The 16784-nt window shown below is 67.8% G+C and carries 13 protein-coding genes and 1 riboswitch; of the genes, 6 read left to right on the forward strand and 7 right to left on the reverse strand.

What is annotated here, in order from left to right; translation table 11 throughout:
- Positions 1 to 61: 61 nt before the first annotated feature.
- Positions 62 to 1423 (reverse strand): YibE/F family protein, encoded by a 1362-nt coding sequence (locus QMK24_RS11005; RefSeq protein WP_502962432.1) that lies wholly within the window; start codon positions 1421 to 1423, stop codon positions 62 to 64.
- Positions 1424 to 1445: 22 nt separating this feature from the next.
- Positions 1446 to 1558, forward strand: a riboswitch (TPP riboswitch).
- Between QMK24_RS11005 and thiC the strand changes: the two genes are divergently transcribed.
- Positions 1552 to 3333 carry a phosphomethylpyrimidine synthase ThiC gene (gene thiC, locus QMK24_RS11010; protein ID WP_283465295.1) on the forward strand — a complete coding sequence of 594 codons (1782 nt, stop codon included), beginning with the start codon at positions 1552 to 1554 and terminating at the stop codon, positions 3331 to 3333. (Overlaps the previous riboswitch by 7 nt.)
- Positions 3334 to 3920: 587 nt before the next feature.
- Positions 3921 to 4544 carry a DUF1326 domain-containing protein gene (locus tag QMK24_RS11015; protein ID WP_283465297.1) on the forward strand — a complete coding sequence of 208 codons (624 nt, stop codon included), beginning with the start codon at positions 3921 to 3923 and terminating at the stop codon, positions 4542 to 4544.
- Between the two features lie 45 nt (positions 4545 to 4589).
- Here QMK24_RS11015 and QMK24_RS11020 read toward each other — a convergent pair whose 3' ends face one another.
- Positions 4590 to 5426 (reverse strand): DUF2182 domain-containing protein, encoded by an 837-nt coding sequence (locus tag QMK24_RS11020; protein WP_283465299.1) that lies wholly within the window; start codon positions 5424 to 5426, stop codon positions 4590 to 4592.
- 368 nt (positions 5427 to 5794) lie between these two features.
- Here QMK24_RS11020 and QMK24_RS11025 point away from each other — a divergent pair, with 368 nt between their 5' ends.
- The gene (locus QMK24_RS11025; RefSeq protein ID WP_283465301.1) at positions 5795 to 5926 is read left to right on the forward strand and encodes a thiamine biosynthesis protein ThiC; all 132 of its coding nucleotides are present in this window, start codon (positions 5795 to 5797) and stop codon (positions 5924 to 5926) included.
- Positions 5927 to 6011: 85 nt separating this feature from the next.
- Here the strand turns inward: QMK24_RS11025 and QMK24_RS11030 are convergent, their stop codons facing one another.
- The 5 genes from QMK24_RS11030 to QMK24_RS11050 all read right to left on the reverse strand — a co-directional run bounded on the left by QMK24_RS11030 (position 6012) and on the right by QMK24_RS11050 (position 12566).
- Positions 6012 to 7463, reverse strand: a complete 1452-nt coding sequence (locus tag QMK24_RS11030) for an amino acid permease (protein ID WP_283465302.1) — start codon at positions 7461 to 7463, stop codon at positions 6012 to 6014.
- Between the two features lie 179 nt (positions 7464 to 7642).
- Positions 7643 to 8599 (reverse strand): hypothetical protein, encoded by a 957-nt coding sequence (locus QMK24_RS11035; protein WP_283465304.1) that lies wholly within the window; start codon positions 8597 to 8599, stop codon positions 7643 to 7645.
- Positions 8600 to 9001: 402 nt separating this feature from the next.
- Entirely contained in the window at positions 9002 to 9898 is an 897-nt protein-coding gene (locus QMK24_RS11040; protein WP_349307802.1) for a hypothetical protein, read from the reverse strand.
- 150 nt (positions 9899 to 10048) lie between these two features.
- Positions 10049 to 10996, reverse strand: a complete 948-nt coding sequence (locus QMK24_RS11045; RefSeq protein WP_283465307.1) for a metallophosphoesterase — start codon at positions 10994 to 10996, stop codon at positions 10049 to 10051.
- A gap of 469 nt (positions 10997 to 11465) precedes the next feature.
- A complete protein-coding gene (locus QMK24_RS11050) occupies positions 11466 to 12566 on the reverse strand; it encodes a LacI family DNA-binding transcriptional regulator (RefSeq protein WP_283465308.1) in 1101 nt (366 codons plus the stop codon).
- Between the two features lie 294 nt (positions 12567 to 12860).
- On the opposite strand from QMK24_RS11050, the gene hisC reads away from it, so the two are divergent.
- The 3 genes from hisC to cydB all read left to right on the forward strand — a co-directional run bounded on the left by hisC (position 12861) and on the right by cydB (position 16721).
- Entirely contained in the window at positions 12861 to 13934 is a 1074-nt protein-coding gene (gene hisC, locus QMK24_RS11055; RefSeq protein ID WP_502962433.1) for a histidinol-phosphate transaminase, read from the forward strand.
- A 260-nt stretch (positions 13935 to 14194) separates the two neighbouring features.
- Positions 14195 to 15703 (forward strand): cytochrome ubiquinol oxidase subunit I, encoded by a 1509-nt coding sequence (locus QMK24_RS11060; protein ID WP_283465309.1) that lies wholly within the window; start codon positions 14195 to 14197, stop codon positions 15701 to 15703.
- 16 nt (positions 15704 to 15719) lie between these two features.
- Positions 15720 to 16721 (forward strand): cytochrome d ubiquinol oxidase subunit II, encoded by a 1002-nt coding sequence (gene cydB, locus QMK24_RS11065; protein ID WP_283465311.1) that lies wholly within the window; start codon positions 15720 to 15722, stop codon positions 16719 to 16721.
- Positions 16722 to 16784: the final 63 nt, after the last annotated feature.

Consider the following 16784-nt stretch of genomic DNA (forward strand, 5'->3'; position numbering starts at 1 on the left):
CGGGACTCGGACACCGGGACTCGGACACCGGGACCGATGACGGCGCTCCGCCCGCGAGCGCTCACCGGCCCTTGCGGCGGCGGCCGCCGCCGCCCGCCCTGGTCGACTTCGTCGACTCTGTCGTGTTCGTCGTGTTCGTCGTGAGTGCAGTGTGGCGGTCGGCACTGACAACGAGCGCCGCCAGGAGTGTCGTCAGCGGAACCGACGCGACCAGGCCGATGCTGCCGACCAGCGTCCGTACGATCTCCTCCGCCACCAGCTCGCTCCCCGCGACCCGCAGCACCCCGCTGCGGGCCACCGAGAACAGCAGCAGGAGCGGCAGCGCCGCACCCGCGTACGCCAGCACCAGGGTGTTCACCACCGATGCGATGTGGTCCCGGCCGATCCGCATGCCGGAGCCGTAGAGCTTGCGCCAACCAGCCGTCGGGTCCGCGTCCTTCAGCTCCCACACGGCCGCTGTCTGAGTGACCGTCACATCGTCCAGGACGCCCAGCGAGCCGATGATGACGCCGGCCAGCAGCAGACCCTTGATCTCGATGCCCGGATAGAGGGCGTGGATCAGCCCGGTCTCGTCCGACGTGTTGCCCGTCAGGTGCGCCCAGGAGATGAACACCGAGCCGAGGATCCCGATCAGGAACAGCGAGCACAGCGTGCCGATCACCGCGACCGATGTACGTGCGTTGAGCCCGTGGCACATGTAGAGCGCGGCCAGCATGATCGCGCTGCCGCCGATCACCGCCACCAGCAGCGGATTGTCGCCGTGCAGGATTGCCGGGAGGATGAACAGCGTCAGGATCGCGAAGCTGACTGCCAGCGCGATCAGTGCCATCAGACCGCGCAGCCTGCCGACGGCGATCACCGCGAGCGCGAAGATCCCGGCGAGCAGCGCGAGCGGGAAGCCGCGGTCGACGTCGGTCACCGAGTACTGCAGTTCCTTCGGGGCGGCGGGCGCGTACGCCAGCACCACGCCCTGCCCGACGGTGTAGCGACGGGTCTGGTCGGGCTGCACGATCTCGATGAAGGTCCGGCCCTTGTCGTTGCCCGAGGTGACTTCGACGGTCGCCTTCTCGCAGCGTCCCTTCGGGGCGGCGGTGGCGCCACCTGTCGGCGGGGGCGACGGTGACTGCGCGTTCACATCCGCGCAGGACACGTCGTCGATCCTGGTGACCCGCCCCTGCTGCGTCTGCTGGTCGAACCCGACCCCGGTGTGGGCGTGCGGCGGTGCCCCGCCCGGCCACAGGACGATCAGCCCGACGAGCACCGCCGCGGTGAACGGGACCAGCACCGCCGCGATGACCTTGCGCAGGTGTCTGGAGACCGGCGGGACCGGACCGTGACCGTGGCTGTGTGAATGCGTGTGCGATGGCGTCTGGGGGGAGTCCACGGGCCGATCATCGCAAGACCCACTGGTGTGCGTTTGCATTGAACCGCTACCGTGGGGGCACCTTTGCAATCGCGGGAGCTCGGAGCACCGGGCTGAGAGGGCGCTGAAGATCTGCGCCGACCGCTGAACCTGTTACCGGGTAATGCCGGCGTAGGGAGTTGGGTCTCATGACCACGCAGGATGCACGCACGCCTGTCTCCGTTCAGTCCGCTTCGACGGAAAAGCGCGAGCCCGGCTGGCACAAGGGCTACCTGACCGGCACCAGGCCGGACATTCAGGTCCCCGTGCGCCAGGTGCACCTCACCACCGGCCGTGACGTGACGCTGTACGACACGTCCGGCCCGTACACCGATCCGAACGTCACCACCGACGTCCGCCGCGGCCTGTCGCCGCTGCGTGAGAACTGGATCATCGGCCGCGGCGACACCGAGGAGTACTCGGGCCGCCCGGTCCGCCCCGAGGACGACGGGATCAAGCACACCTCCCCCCGCGGCGGCCTGCGCAACCTGGACGCGGTCTTCCCCGGCCGCCCGCGCGTACCCCGCCGGGGGCGTGACGGGCAGGCGGTGACGCAGCTCGCGTACGCCCGCCGCGGTGACCTCACCCCGGAGATGGAGTACGTCGCGATCCGCGAGAACGTCTCCCCCGAAGTGGTCCGCGAGGAGATCGCCGCAGGCCGGGCCGTGATGCCGGTCAATGTGAACCACCCGGAGATCGAGCCGATGATCATCGGCAAGCGGTTCCTGGTGAAGGTCAACGCCAACATCGGCAACTCGGCGGTCACCTCCTCCATCGAGGAGGAGGTGGACAAGATGACCTGGGCCACCAAGTGGGGCGCCGACACGGTCATGGACCTGTCCACCGGCCGCAACATCCACACCACCCGCGAATGGGTGCTGCGCAACTCCCCCGTCCCCATCGGCACCGTCCCCCTCTACCAGGCACTGGAGAAGGTCGACGGCAAGGCCGAGGAGCTGACCTGGGAGGTCTACAAGGACACCGTCATCGAGCAGGCCGAGCAGGGCGTCGACTACATGACGGTGCACGCCGGCGTGCTGCTGCGGTACGTCCCGCTGACCGCCCGCCGCAAGACCGGCATCGTCTCGCGCGGCGGCTCGATCATGGCCGCCTGGTGCCTCGCGCACCACAAGGAGTCGTTCCTCTACGAGAACTTCGAGGAACTGTGCTCCATCCTCGCCTCGTACGACGTCACCTACTCGCTGGGCGACGGCCTGCGTCCCGGCTCCATCGCCGACGCCAACGACGAGGCGCAGTTCGCGGAGCTACGGACGCTGGGGGAGCTCAACACGATCGCCAAGCGGCACAACGTCCAGACCATGATCGAGGGCCCGGGACATGTCCCGATGCACAAGATCAAGGAGAACATCGACCTTCAGCAGGAGATCTGCGAGGAGGCGCCGTTCTACACCCTGGGCCCGCTCACCACCGACGTCGCGCCCGCCTACGACCACATCACCTCGGGCATCGGCGCCGCGATGATCGCCTGGTGGGGCACCGCGATGCTCTGTTACGTCACGCCCAAGGAGCACCTGGGCCTGCCCAACCGCGACGACGTCAAGACCGGCGTCATCACGTACAAGATCGCGGCCCACGCCGCGGACCTCGCCAAGGGGCACCCGGGGGCGCAGGACTGGGACGACGCCCTGTCCGACGCCCGCTTCGAGTTCCGCTGGGAAGACCAGTTCAACCTGGCCATGGACCCGGACACCGCCCGTGACTTCCACGACGAGACACTGCCGGCGGACGGCGCCAAGACCGCGCACTTCTGCTCGATGTGCGGCCCGAAATTCTGCTCGATGAAGATCAGCCAGGACATCCGCAAGGAGCATGGCGGCGACATGGCGCTGGATCCGGAGGCCGGGATGCGGCAGAAGTCGGCGGAGTTCGCGGCAAGCGGGAACCGGGTGTACCTGCCGCTGGCGGACTGACACGCGAGTGGGCGCCGTTCCGGGAGGCTCCGGCTTCTTGGGACGGCGCTTCGTTGTACGGACTATTGGAGCGGATGGGCTACTGCGGGAGGGGCGGACCGACGTTCCGCAGAGCGTCGAGGACCGTGTCCTCGGTGGAGTGCACTTCCGGGTAGAGCTTCTCCGGGTCGGTGTGGAGCCTGTAGTCCCACACGATGCCGTAGATCCGAGCGTGATCACCGAGAGGAGGAAGTGCATCCCGTAGCTGCCCGGGGACAGACCACCTGCTGGAACTCCTGGATGCGCTGGAGCCTGATCAGCACGCTCGCCGCGCTCGCCGCGCCAGCATCATGGCCGAGTCACCCGCTGGCCAACTCGCCCCGGCCAGCGGCCGGGAACTGCTGCGGCCTGCGCGTCACCGCCCTGCGCCAGCCCCGCCGCGACCTTGAACGCCTCCTGCACTGGTCCGCCTGGCACCATGGCAAGAACTGCAGCTGCCTTGACTGTCCGTTTGAAACTAAATGCCTTTTACATGTCATTTAGCCGGACTACCGTGGAAGGTGAAGATGACGTTTACCGCCATCACCATCCGAGGAGCGGGAGCAGCTATGTCGTGGACGATTTCTGGAAAGTACGTCGCCGGCTGTTCATGCGCCGTGCTGTGCAGTTGCCCGTACGACGGCCAGCCCCGGGACGCCAAGGGCGGCACGGAGTGCCTGGGCACCGCTGTGTTCCATATCGCGGACGGGAATCTGGGCGACCTGGACCTGTCCGATGTGGACTTCGCGTTCTACAACCACTTCCCGTCCAATCTGTCCTCCGGTAACTGGAAGGTCGGGCTGGTCGTGGACGCTGCGGCCAGCGACGAGCAGGCAAGCGCCCTGGAGCGCATCCTTTCCGGCCGGGAAGGCGGACCGTTCGGCGACCTCTCGCAGTTCTACGGCGAGTACCTGGGCATGGAGCGCGCGAAGGTGTCCCTCACGGGCGCGGACAAGCCCGGTCTCACAGTCGAGGGCCGGACCGAGCTTTCGTACGAGCCGCTGACCGGGCCCGACGGGAGCCCGACAAAGATCAAGAACGCCGCATTTGGATTCGCACCCGAGTTCGAGGTCGGCAGGACCGCCGGGCGTTCCGACGCCTTCGGTCTGAGTTATGAGGCGTCGTACGGCGAGACGGCCGACTACGTCTTCAGCAGCGAGGAGGCCGGGGCAGCGACCCAAGTGCGTATATGAGCGGGGCGTATATGAGGGCTGATGTGAGACTCCGGGTCCGCTGAGTCACATGCCGCCCATGGACGGCATCGAACCCTGCAGACCCGGCAGCAGCCAGTCCTGGAATGGTGTGAGCACGGCCAGGACGAGGAAGACGACGCCCACAGCACGGGCGAGCAGCGGGCCCCAGGACCACAGCTTCTCCACGAAGATCACCACAGCCAGTCCGGCCATCGCGGCCACGTTCATCAAGCCGAGCGGAATCAGGACGACCATCAGCCCGGTGCAGCAGCCGACGCAGTAGGCACCGTGGTGGACTCCCACCCGCAGGTCACGGGCCGGCCGGGGGAAACCGGCGTAGTGCACCAAGTGGCTCAGGGGGTCGCGGCAGTGCCGCAGGCAGACGTTCTTGAGCGGGCCGAGCTGATACAGGCCCGCGAGCAGGAAGGCGGTGAAGCCGATCCAGCGCCCTGCGGCCGGGTGGTGGTCCACCAGGCCGCCGGTGACGGCCAGTGCCGCGTAGGCGAGCAGCCCGAACGCCGTCCACGTGAGCAGGTAGCCGCCCACGAATTCGGCGGTGCGCGCGGCCCGGGTCCAGCCGGAGGACTGCCGGCCGATCCCTCGTACCCAGGTGATGGCCACCGGTGCAATGGACGGCAGCATCATGGCCGCCATCATCGTCACCCACAGCAGCAGGAACAGCGGCAGCGCCAAACCCATGGTGCCGGGTTCGACACCCATGCCCCGGGCCTGCCCGATCGTGAGCACCCAGGCGGGCACCGCGATCAGGACGACCAGGAACCAGGCGGCCGCGAGGTCCCGCTTCGGCAGCAATGCCCCGCCCACTGCGGTCGGCGCGGCCGGCCGGGCGGGTACCAAAGCGGAGTTCCGGATGTGCCGCATCGGCGTTCTCCTAGAGATACTTCCAGGAGAACACGCCTCCGCCCCCGGCGCGACGCCAGTCCCATGGCTCGGTGCACGGCCCGCCGGCATGGCCGGCGCCGTCGGGAGCCCAGAACAACCTCCGCGTTCCCGCCCGCGCCACCCGTCCGTGCGGCCGGGCCCCTTCGGGCGGGGTCGGTGACGTAGTGACGCAGCCAGGACGCGAGGAGGACAACCGTCGCCGTCCTGCCGTCCCTGCCTGTCATCGGACTGGCCGCCCCTGCCATCGCGACCACCCGGAAATCACGAACTTCAGCTGCCGTGACGGATTGGCCGATCTCGCGGGAGCCGGCGGAGAATGTGCTGGCTCTGGGCTGAAATTGTCCTCGATGAAGATCAGCCAGGACATCGCAAGGGAGCACGGCGGCGACATGGCGCTGGATCCGGAGGCCGGGATGCGGCAGAAGTCGGCGGAGTTCGCGGCCAGCGGCAACCGGGTCTACCTGCCGCTGGCCGACTGACCCCGGACAAGCGTGAGCTCCCGGTGGGGTGCCCACCGGGACCTCTGCCTTTCGGCCGGCGTCAGCTCAATCGGGTGATGCCGGGTCAGATCAAGTCCATGGCGGCCACTTCGTCGGGGCGGCCGTAGCTGACGGGCCCCTGGAAGCGCCGGCGGGCGGTGGCGAACCACCACACCGTGGCGATGATCAGCACCGCTCCCAGGGCGATCGGCGCGTAGTTGAACGAGTCCGCGGTGATCGGGGAGACCTGAGGCAGCATGAACAGCACACTGCTGATCACGATCCAGGTCACGGAGACCGCCGCGACGAGCCTGCCATAACGCCCGAGATTCCAGGGGCCGGGCTCGAAGTCGTCCAGCCGCAGCCGCAGGAAGATGGGCACGCCGTAGGCGAGGAAGAGCCCGACGACATTGACGCTCACAATGGCGGTGAAGGCGGTGTGGGACCACCAGCCGGGCAGGACCAGCACCAGGGAGCAGGCGGCCGCGAGCCATACCGCCTTGACGGGAGTGCGGGTACGCGAGGACACCGAATGCCACCAACGCGATCCGGGCATCGCCCCGTCACGGGAGAAGGCGAAGATCTGACGGGTATTGCTGGTCATGTTGGCCAGGCCGCAGAACAGCATGGCGCCGATCACGATCAACAGCAGCAGCTTGGCGGTGCCATTGCCGAGCGCGTCGATGAGAATCTGCACCGGCGGCGCTGCCGTGCTCGCCTCGGCGGCGTAGTCCTGAATCGCGTATACCAGGGCGAGCATCAGCATCAGCCCGATCACCGCGGAGTAGGTGATCGAACGCATGATGCCCTTCGGGGCATTGACGGTCGCCTGCACGGTCTCTTCTGACATGTGGAAACTGCCGTCGAACCCGGTGAAGGTCCAACTGGTGACGAGCAGGCCCAGCATGCCGCCGTACACGCCGTTGGAGAACCCGGTGTTATTGGCGAAATGGGTCACGAAGGAAGCCGACTGATGGTGCGCGGGTATCACGGTCAGGGAACTGACGATCACCACCATGCCGATGAGCAGCCACCACACCGATATTCGGTTCAGCAGGGCGATCAGCTGCACCGTGTAGGTGTTGGCCAGTGCCTGGAGCAGGAGAATCACCCCGGTGATGGCCACGGTGCGCTGTTCCGTCACCTCGTAGTCGGGCCACTGCATGGCGAAGAAGGCCTGGATGAAGGTGGCGGCGGCGTAGCCGGTGGCGGCCGTCCCGCCCACCTGGCCGACGAAGTTCAGCCAGCCCGTGTACCAGGACCACGCGCCGCGATGCCGCTTGGCGAGCTTGCCCGCGGAGAAGTACAGCGCGCCGCTGGTCGGGTAGGCAGAGGCGATTTCTCCCATCGAGGCGCCGACGAACAGCACCATGACCGACACGCCGATCCAGCCGAATACGAGAACCCGGGGCCCGCCGGCACCCATTCCGTATCCGAAGGAGGAGAAGATCCCGGCGATGATGTTGATGATCGTGAAAGATATCGCGAAGTTGTCGAACGCACGAAATCGACGGGTGAGCTTCCGCGGATAACCCATGGCATGCAGTGTCGCATCATCGTCGATGGTGGCAGGCGATGTATGACGATGGGTTCTCGTCCGAGCGAGGAACTTGTTCTCGGTCACAACCACAGCCTTTCCGGTACGGGGTTGGCAGGAGGACTTCGTTGTGCGATATGGATGAGAACTTTCGTGTCGAGAGGAATGTGCCGAGTGAGTCAGGCGGCACTCGGTACCGGGAGTCCGCACAATCGTCTGGCCTTGGTCAGCTGCTCCTCGGGTGCGCCGAAAACACTCCAGGGCATACGCGAGGCATACGGACCCACAGCGGTGAAAACCTCCCGTGCCTCGAATTCGAGTTTCGCCATGACCAGCGCGTGGGCCAGATATCCCAGGTCGAGTACCGGAGTAAACCGATATCCGGCCACCTGGGGAAACCAGTTGTGGTAGATCCCCATGGCTGTCGTCCTCCACTGGGGCTGCTCCCACAGGCGGTCCGCCAGCAGGGCGGAGGGGTCGTAGTCCTCGACCAGCGCCACCAGCGGCAGCAGCCGGATGGGCGAAGTGGTCGGTGCGCGGTGGCTCAGGAACGAGGCGACGTCCCATCTCGCGCTCGCCGACCCTCCGTGGCGGGTGAAGAAGAAGGCCAGAAACCGGTGGTGTGCCTCGCGGTGCCAGGGATCGAGCCGGAGAATGTGAGCGAACAGGTACCAAGGGCCGGGCGGCTCGGTCAACAGCCCACGCGGAGCGGGATCGCGGGGCTGTTGGATGCGGGTCAGCGCCAGTTGGGTCACCCAGGGGGTCGGGTCATCGGGCAGCATTTCCGACGCCCGCTCGCACGCGACCTGCGCGATGCGGACCAGGGCGCTCTCCCGCAGATCATGCGCATCGGCCATACGTAAGGCCCGGAGCATTGCCACGCGCGCCCACAGCAGCGCTGCCTCCGCGCTCGGTTCCTCGGCCATCCAGCGCTCGGCCAGATCCGAATCCGCTGCCTCGGATGCCAGTACGAGCGACCGGTGGGCCCGCACCTCGAAATCCCCGCGGGACTCTTTCAGGATCTCGTGCGCGCTCAGGTACCGCCCCGCCTTCACATCCATACAGGCTCGCGCCAGCTGGCGGTCGTCGGCCGCCGGATGCCACACGTACTGCCCCTCGAACGACCCGGCAGTCACAATCCCCCTCCAGATCCCGCGGACCACATCACCCGCTCGTACGCATTCCGGCCATGCTGAATTCAGCCAGACCTCCTGATTTCAGCCAGCGCCCTTCCGTAGACCCATCGGCAGCGGGACCACCCTACTCATCATCAAGTCGTATCGAAACCAGTCCTCGGGAGTAGCCGGCGCCATCCCATTCCCGGTCCATTTAATTGAAGGCGGAATCACTTCGCGCCTTCCGCTTCCGTCGCCCGGCGCCTTCCGTGCCTCTGCTCAGAATATTCTCTTGGCATATGCCTCCGCCTATTTCTGCCGGCATCGTACAGCTGGCCGAGGCGTCGGATGCCGCTGGGCAGGCCTCAATTCACCCTATCGGCGCGGAACGCATCATTCCGCCCCGAATCGACACTGGGTGCGTTATCTCGAACCCTCGTCCGGGCCCGTGAAGTCGGGGCTCGAATAGTCCGGGCTGGAGAAATCGGGGCTGGAGAAACGGTGACCGGGGCCGGGGGATTCCTCGGGGCCGGGGCTGGTGAAGTCGGGGCGGGAGTAGCCGAGACGCGGCATCCGTGACGGGCGGGAGCCGTTGGTGTGCGGGGGTTCGGCGGCCGGGTGGGGCGCGAGGAGGGCGTTGGTTCTGGCTTCCGTCAGGAAGGGCAGGACACCGCGGTCGCGCAGCGCGCGGCGCCATGCCTCGCGGGCGGCCGCGACTTCGGGCGGGAGCGAAGCGGCGTCGTCGTCATGGATGGCGCTCGCGCTGTCGCGCAGGGCGGTGAGGAGCAGGCCGACCATCCCGACCAGGATGCCGCACGCGGTCACGCCGGCGAAGAGCCAGCCGGCGGTGCGCAGCGGCTGGGCGATGGCGGGTTCCGGCGTCATCGCCTGCAGCACGTAGCCGATCAGCAGGAAGATCAGCGCGGCGGTGCCCGCCAGGATGGGGGTGAGTACGGCGACCACGGCGAAGAGCCCGGCGCCGGAGCCGGCGGAGTCGGCGACGCCCATGGCGGCATAGCTGAACGCGCGGGTGTCCGCGGCGTCCGGATCCGGCCGGCGGACGAGCGCGGTCTCCTCGAGGGCTTCGCGGATCTGTTCGCGGACCTTCAGGTACTGCTGGTATTCGGGCGCGGCGCAGGCGGAGATGAGCTCTGCGGCACTGAGCGCCATGGTGCGGAGCTGCTCGCTGTTGAGCGTGCCGCCGTGCCCGCCTTGCCCGGTGTCCGGTGCGTCTGAGGTGTCCGCGGTGTGCAGTGCGTCGTCGAGGACTCGTTCGAAGTCCGGGCGGTCTTCGTTGAGCAGGTGTGGAGCGCTGTTCATGTGCATCCCCCGATGCTCCGTCTCCGGTGCCTCCCCGCTGATTGTCGAGCCGGTCGGCCGGTGGAAGCGGAGGAGAGCGTGCCTACGGATATAGCGATGGTAGAGCGCGGAGGTGAGGGGGTGACAGGGTGCTTCCCGGAAATCTGGCGATCAGGAAAGCAGCGGGAGTTCGGCAACGAGCAGACGTCCGTCCATGGTTACGCCACCGTCCATTGCCAATGCCAAGTTCTCGGCATATGCCATCGGGCCATCGACGACCGGGGTGCGTTCCTCGCCGTCGGCGGTGTATTCGCCGCCGACCTCTCCGAGCAGGTACGGGATGGGGCTGTGGCCGTGAACGACCTGATGGCCGCCGTAGGTGTCGAGGAGTTCGCGGGCGGCCTGCGGGCCGTTGTCGCCGCGGAAGGCGAAGCGCTTGGTGAGCTTGCGGAAGAGATCCCAGCATTCGTCGGCGTCACCGCGCTGGAGGATGCCGGTGACGGCGTCGTTCATCGCGTCGATGGTGGTGCCGTAGTCGAGGTACGCGGTGGTGTCGGAGTGCAGCAGCAGGTGGCCGTCGGTGAGGTGGGCGGCGTCCAGCCGGGACATCCAGGTGAGGTGGCGGTCCTCCAGCCGGTCCATGTCGGAGGGCTGGCCTCCGTTGAGCCGCCAGGCGGCGAGGAAGGACGCGGTGCCGCCGGTGGACTTGACGGGGGTGTCGCCGAAGCGGTGGGCGCCGAGCAGCAGCAGCTCGTGGTTGCCCATGATGGCCTTGGCGTAGCCGCCCGCGGCGGCCGCCTCGGCGGAGAGCTGCATGACGAGCTCGATGACGCCGATGCCGTCCGGGCCGCGGTCGGTGAAGTCACCGAGGAACCAGAGCCGGGAGGTCCCCGCCGACCAGTGGCCTTCGGTGTCGATGAGGCCCTTCGCGTGAAGTGCGGCGCGCAGTTCGTCGATGTAGCCGTGGACGTCGCCGACCACGTAGAGCGGGCCGGGGTTGTCCGCGTCGAAGGGGACGATGACCGGGAGGTCGTGGGCGGTGGGTGTGTAGTCCTCCGGCACGAGTGGAGTGTCGAGCTGCGTCGCCTCGTATCCGGGTGCGGGCATGGGTGCGGGCATGGGTGTGACCGTGGGCGCGGTCGCGGGTGGTGTGGCCATGGGTGTGGACGCAGGCGCGGTGGCCATGGCCGCCCACACCGGTTCATCCGCACGGTGAGCGCCGGGAGCGCCGGGAGCGCCGGAATCGCCGGTACCGCCGGGAATTCCGGCACCGGCTGCCCCGTCCGGACCGTCGTCCGGCCCGGCCGGACGCCAGCTCACCATCGCCTTGAGCACGGGCCCGTGACCTGCCCCCTGTGTCATCGACCCCTCCACCATCGCGCCGCCATCCGCCCATCATAGGAATGACGCTGTCGTGGTGTGACATACCTGGGTGCCGGGTTTTCGGCAGGTGCCGACAAACACCCCCGAAATCGGCGTGCCGGGGCCGTCCGGCGACCGGATCTCGCTCCGGTTCTCGTCCTGTGCGGGTTCCCACGGTTCCTGTGCTTCGTGTGCTTCCTGTGCGGTGGCTGTCCCCGGCCCCGCTTCAGCCTCCTCCCGGGCTGCGCGGGGGACTGACCGTCGTGCGGTGCGTCCGGCGCTGGGACGAGGTGCGGACGATGAGGTCGGTCTGCATGATCTGCTGGATGGGATGGGCGGCGCCCACACCTTCGATGGCGTCGATGAGGAGCTGGACGACCGCGGTGCCGATCTTCCCCGGTTTGAGGGACAGCGTGGTGATCGGTGGTTCGGTGGTCGCGTAGACGCTGCTCTCGCTGCAGCAGACCAGCAGCAGATCGTCCGGCACGCGCAGCCCGTAGCGGCGGGCCGCGGCCAGCAGGTCGGTGCCGTTGGGGTCGAAGAGACCGTAGACGGCGTCCGGGCGGTCGGGGCGGGCGAGCAGCCGGTCGGCGGCGACGGCGCCCGCGCACGGGTCGTGGGCGGGGTAGGACTCGTAGACCGGCTCCTGGCCCACGCGTTCGCACCATTGCAGGTACGCGGTGGTGGACAGCCGGGTGTAGGTGTCGGTGCTGGTGCCGGTGAGGAGGCCGATCCGGCGGGCGCCGGCGTCGGCGAGGTGGTCGAGGATGCCGAGGACGGCTTCCTCGTGGTCGTTGTCGACCCAGGCGTGGACGGGGAGACTGCCGGCGGGGCGGCCGTCGCTGACCACGGGTACGCCCTGGCGGACGAGTTCCATGACGACGGGGTCGTGGTCGGAGGGGTCGATGACCACGGTGCCGTCGAGCGCGACGTTGCTCCAGACATCGTGGCGCGAGGAGGCGGGGAGGATGACCAGGGCGTAGCCCCGGGCGAGGGCGGCCGAGGTCGCGGCTCTCGCCATTTCGGCGAAGTACGCGAACTCGGTAAAAGTGAACGGTTCTTCGCCGTATGTCGTGACCGTCAGACCGATTAAGCCCGAGCGGCCGGTGCGCAGTGTCCGGGCGGCCGCGGACGGGCGGTAGCCCAGCCGTTCGGCGACCTCGCGGACATGGCGGCGGGTGGCATCGGGCAGTCGGCCCTTGCCGTTGAGTGCGTCGGAGACAGTCGTGATCGAGACACCGGCGGCGGCGGCGACATCTCTGATGCCTGCCCGCTCGAACCGGCGTCCGATGGGCCGGCTCGCCTGGTGATTCCCTGCTGCTGTCATGGCGAGCCGATAGTAGGGCGGGGGTGGTCCGTCCGCTGGCGGCCCGAAAGGGCACCCTGACGGTACGTTTCTGCAAGATCGAAAGCCGCTTGCAGGACGGAATGCGTAGGTGACAAGGGCTTTCTGGGGACGGCTCCGGGCCTCGCGAGGACGATCTCCCGCCCATTGGTTCGTATTGCGCGGAGGTATCAACTCACCCCTACGAGGGATGCGCCCCGCCGCGTGCGCCACCAGCGCACGGTGTGGCGCACGGCACTTTCGCACTCCCTCACGCCCCCTCGTATGGTGTGGGACATGACTCCGAAGCTGCGCGCGGAACTGGACGGCATCCCCACCTACAAGCCCGGGCGACCCCCGGTGGCGGACCAGGGTGCACCGGCTTACAAGCTGTCCTCCAACGAGAATCCCTACCCGCCGCTGCCGGGCGTGCTGGAGGCGGTGACCGACGCCGCGGGGTCCTTCAACCGTTATCCCGACATGGCGTGCTCGGAGCTGACCGCCGAGCTGGCGCACCGCTTCGGTGTCCCGCAGGCGCACGTCGCGACCGGCACCGGCTCGGTCGGCGTCGCGCAGTCGCTGCTGCAGTCGACCGCGGGCCCCGGCGACGAGGTCATCTACGCCTGGCGGTCCTTCGAGGCGTACCCGATCATCACCCGGATCAGCGGCGCGACGCCGGTGCAGGTGCCGCTCACCGACGGTGAGGTGCACGACCTGGACGCGATGGCCGCCGCCATCACCGACCGGACCCGGCTGATCTTCGTCTGCAACCCCAACAACCCGACGGGCACGGTCGTGCGGCGCGCGGAGCTGGAGCGGTTCCTCGACCGGGTGCCGTCCGATGTGCTCGTGGTGCTCGACGAGGCGTACCGGGAGTTCATCCGGGACGCGGAGGTCCCGGACGGCGTCGAGCTCTACCGCGACCGCCCGAACGTGGCGGTGCTGCGCACCTTCTCCAAGGCGTACGGCCTGGCCGGCCTGCGGGTCGGCTTCGCCATCGCGCACGAGCCGGTCGCGGCCGCGCTGCGCAAGACCGCCGTGCCGTTCGGTGTGAGCCAGCTCGCGCAGGACGCGGCGGTCGCCTCGCTGCGCGCCGAGGAGGCACTGCTGGAGCGGGTGGCGGGCCTGGTGACCGAGCGGAACCGGGTCGTCGGGGCGCTGACCGGGCAGGGCTGGACGATGGCGGAGACGCAGGCGAACTTCGTCTGGCTGCGGCTGGGGGAGCGCACCATGGACTTCGCGGAGGCGTGCGAGCGGGCCGGGGTGACGGTACGTCCGTTCCCGGGCGAGGGCGTACGGATCACCATCGGTGAGACCGAGGCGAACGATCTGCTGCTGACCACGGCGCAGGAGTTCCGCAAGGAGCTGTAGCGCGCAGCGGGCGGCCGCCGTGCAGCCGCCGGGCTCCCGCCGTGCAGCCAGCGACGCCGCTCAGGGCCGTTCGCCGGCCATTATCACGGCACGTTTTCGCCCCCTTCCACCCCCCGGTGGAAGGGGGCGAACCGCTGTGCGCGATACTTTGCTTGTGAATGCGTTCACGTTCACAAGCGAAGGCGTATGCCCCATATTTTCCGGACATCAAGGTAGAAATGGGGCGGATAGCTCGGCTTAGACAGGTAAGGAGTCGTGACGTGCAGCTCTCGCTGGAAACCGTCGATGTCGCGCGATGGCAGTTCGGCATCACCACCGTCTACCACTTCCTCTTCGTCCCCCTGACGATCAGCCTCTCCGCGCTGACCGCAGGCCTGCAGACCGCCTGGGTGCGCTCCGGGAACGAGAAGTACCTCAGGGCCACCAAGTTCTGGGGCAAGCTCTTCCTGATCAATATCGCCATGGGTGTGGCCACCGGGATCGTCCAGGAATTCCAGTTCGGTATGAACTGGTCCGCCTACTCACGATTCGTCGGGGACATCTTCGGGGCGCCGCTCGCCTTCGAGGCGCTGATCGCGTTCTTCTTCGAATCCACCTTCATCGGGCTGTGGATCTTCGGCTGGGACAAACTGCCGCAGAAGATCCATCTCGCCTGCATCTGGATCGTCTCCATCGGCACGATCCTGTCCGCGTACTTCATCCTGGCCGCGAACTCCTGGATGCAGCACCCGGTGGGCTACACGTACAACAAGGTCACCGGCCGGGCCGAACTCACCGACTTCTGGAAGGTCATCAGCCAGGACACCACCCTGGTCGTCGTCTTCCACACCATCACCGCGGCCTTCCTCACCGGCGCCGCGTTCATGATCGGCATCGCCGCCTACCACCTGGCCCGCAAGCAGCACATCGCCGTGATGCGGACCTCGCTGCGGCTCGGCCTGGCCGTTGCCGTCGTCGCGGGACTGCTCACCGCGATCAGCGGTGACTCGCTCGGCAAGGTGATGTTCAAGCAGCAGCCGATGAAGATGGCCGCCGCCGAGGCGCTGTGGGACGGCGAGGGGCCGGCCCCGTTCTCCATCTTCGCCGTGGGCGACGTGGACAAGGGCCACAACAAGGTCGCCGTCGAGATCCCGGGGATACTGTCCTTCCTCGCCGACGGCAACTTCTCCTCATACGTGCCCGGCATCAACGACGTCAACAAGTCCGAGCAGCAGAAGTACGGTCCCGGTGACTACCGGCCGAACATCCCCACCGCCTACTGGGGCTTCCGCTGGATGATCGGCTTCGGTATGACGTCCTTCGCCGTCGGACTGGCCGGCCTCTGGCTCACCCGGCGAAAGTTCTGGATCGCCGAGCGGCACCGCACCGGCGAGGACGAGACGCCGAAGCTGATGCTCACCAGGAGCACGCCCATCGGTCCCGGACTCGACACCGGGTACTGGCGGATCGCCCTGTGGACGATGGTCTTCCCGCTGATCGCCAACTCCTGGGGCTGGATCTTCACCGAGACCGGCCGCCAGCCCTGGGCCGTCTACGGGCTGCTGCGCACCTCCGACGCGGTCTCCCCCAATGTCTCCACCGGTGAGGTGTTCACCTCGCTGATCGCCTTCACCCTGCTCTACGCCCTGCTCGCGGTCGTGGAGGTCAAGCTGCTGATGAAGTACGTCAAGGCCGGGCCGCCCGAGCTGACCGAGTCCGATCTGAATCCGCCGACGAAGATCGGCGGCGACTCCTCCGACGCCGACCGGCCCATGGCCTTCTCGTACTGAGAGGAAGGAGCGAGACATGCATCTCCACGACGTCTGGTTCGTACTCATCGCCGTCCTGTGGACCGGCTACTTCTTCCTGGAGGGCTTCGACTTCGGGATCGGGATCCTCACCAAACTGCTGGCCCGCGACCGCCCCGAGCGCCGGGTGCTGATCAACACCATCGGCCCGGTCTGGGACGGCAACGAGGTCTGGCTGCTCACCGCGGGCGGCGCGACCTTCGCCGCCTTCCCCGAGTGGTACGCCACGCTCTTCTCCGGCTTCTACCTGCCGCTGCTGGTCATCCTGCTCTGCCTGATCGTCCGTGTCGTCGCCTTCGAGTACCGCTCGAAGCGGACCGAGGACCGCTGGCAGACCAGCTGGGAACAGGTGATCTTCTGGTCCTCGCTGCTGCCCGCCCTGCTGTGGGGCGTCGCGTTTGCGAACATGGTGCACGGCGTGAAGATCGACGCGAACAAGGAGTACGTCGGCAACGTCTGGGATCTGCTCAACGTGTACTCGATCCTCGGCGGGCTCGTCACCCTCACCCTGTTCACCTTCCACGGTGCGGTGTTCGCGGCGCTCAAGACGGTCGGCGACATCCGGGAGCGGGCCCGCAAGCTCGCCTTCGGGCTGGGCATCGCAGCCGCGGTCCTCGCCGTGCTCTTCCTGTACTGGACCCAGGTCCACAGCGGTGACGGCAAGACGCTCGCCGCGATGGCCGTCGCGGTCGTGGCTCTGGTCGCGGCGGTCTGGATGATCCGGATCGGCCGCGAGGGATGGTCGTTCATCTTCTCCGGCATCACGATCGCGGCGGCGGTGGCGATGCTGTTCCTGGCGCTCTTCCCGAACGTCATGCCGTCCTCGCTGAACGAGGCGTGGAACCTCACGGTCACCAACGCCTCGGCGACGCCGTACACGCTCAGGATCATGACGTGGTGCGCCGCGGTCGCGACGCCCGTCGTGCTGATCTACCAGAGCTGGACGTACTGGGTGTTCCGCAAGCGGATCGGCACCCAGCACATCGCCGAAGCCCACTAGCCGGAGCTCACTGGCCGGAGCTCACTGGCCGGAGCTCACTGGCGGAAGCCCACCAGCCGATGG

It is taken from the genome of Streptomyces sp. PH10-H1 (genome assembly GCF_030063355.1).
In the GTDB taxonomy this organism is placed as follows: domain Bacteria; phylum Actinomycetota; class Actinomycetes; order Streptomycetales; family Streptomycetaceae; genus Actinacidiphila.

Bases quoted from the DNA above. Each gene is read 5' to 3' on its own strand.
- QMK24_RS11005 (WP_502962432.1), bottom strand. From the start codon at position 1,423: ATGCAAACGCACACCAGTGGGTCTTGCGATGATCGGCCCGTGGACTCC.
- thiC (WP_283465295.1), top strand. From the start codon at position 1,552: ATGACCACGCAGGATGCACGCACGCCTGTCTCCGTTCAGTCCGCTTCG.
- QMK24_RS11015 (WP_283465297.1), top strand. From the start codon at position 3,921: ATGTCGTGGACGATTTCTGGAAAGTACGTCGCCGGCTGTTCATGCGCC.
- QMK24_RS11020 (WP_283465299.1), bottom strand. From the start codon at position 5,426: ATGCGGCACATCCGGAACTCCGCTTTGGTACCCGCCCGGCCGGCCGCG.
- QMK24_RS11025 (WP_283465301.1), top strand. From the start codon at position 5,795: ATGAAGATCAGCCAGGACATCGCAAGGGAGCACGGCGGCGACATGGCG.
- QMK24_RS11030 (WP_283465302.1), bottom strand. From the start codon at position 7,463: ATGGGTTATCCGCGGAAGCTCACCCGTCGATTTCGTGCGTTCGACAAC.
- QMK24_RS11040 (WP_349307802.1), bottom strand. From the start codon at position 9,898: ATGAACAGCGCTCCACACCTGCTCAACGAAGACCGCCCGGACTTCGAA.
- QMK24_RS11045 (WP_283465307.1), bottom strand. From the start codon at position 10,996: ATGCCCGCACCCATGCCCGCACCCGGATACGAGGCGACGCAGCTCGAC.
- QMK24_RS11050 (WP_283465308.1), bottom strand. From the start codon at position 12,566: ATGACAGCAGCAGGGAATCACCAGGCGAGCCGGCCCATCGGACGCCGG.
- hisC (WP_502962433.1), top strand. From the start codon at position 12,861: ATGACTCCGAAGCTGCGCGCGGAACTGGACGGCATCCCCACCTACAAG.
- cydB (WP_283465311.1), top strand. From the start codon at position 15,720: ATGCATCTCCACGACGTCTGGTTCGTACTCATCGCCGTCCTGTGGACC.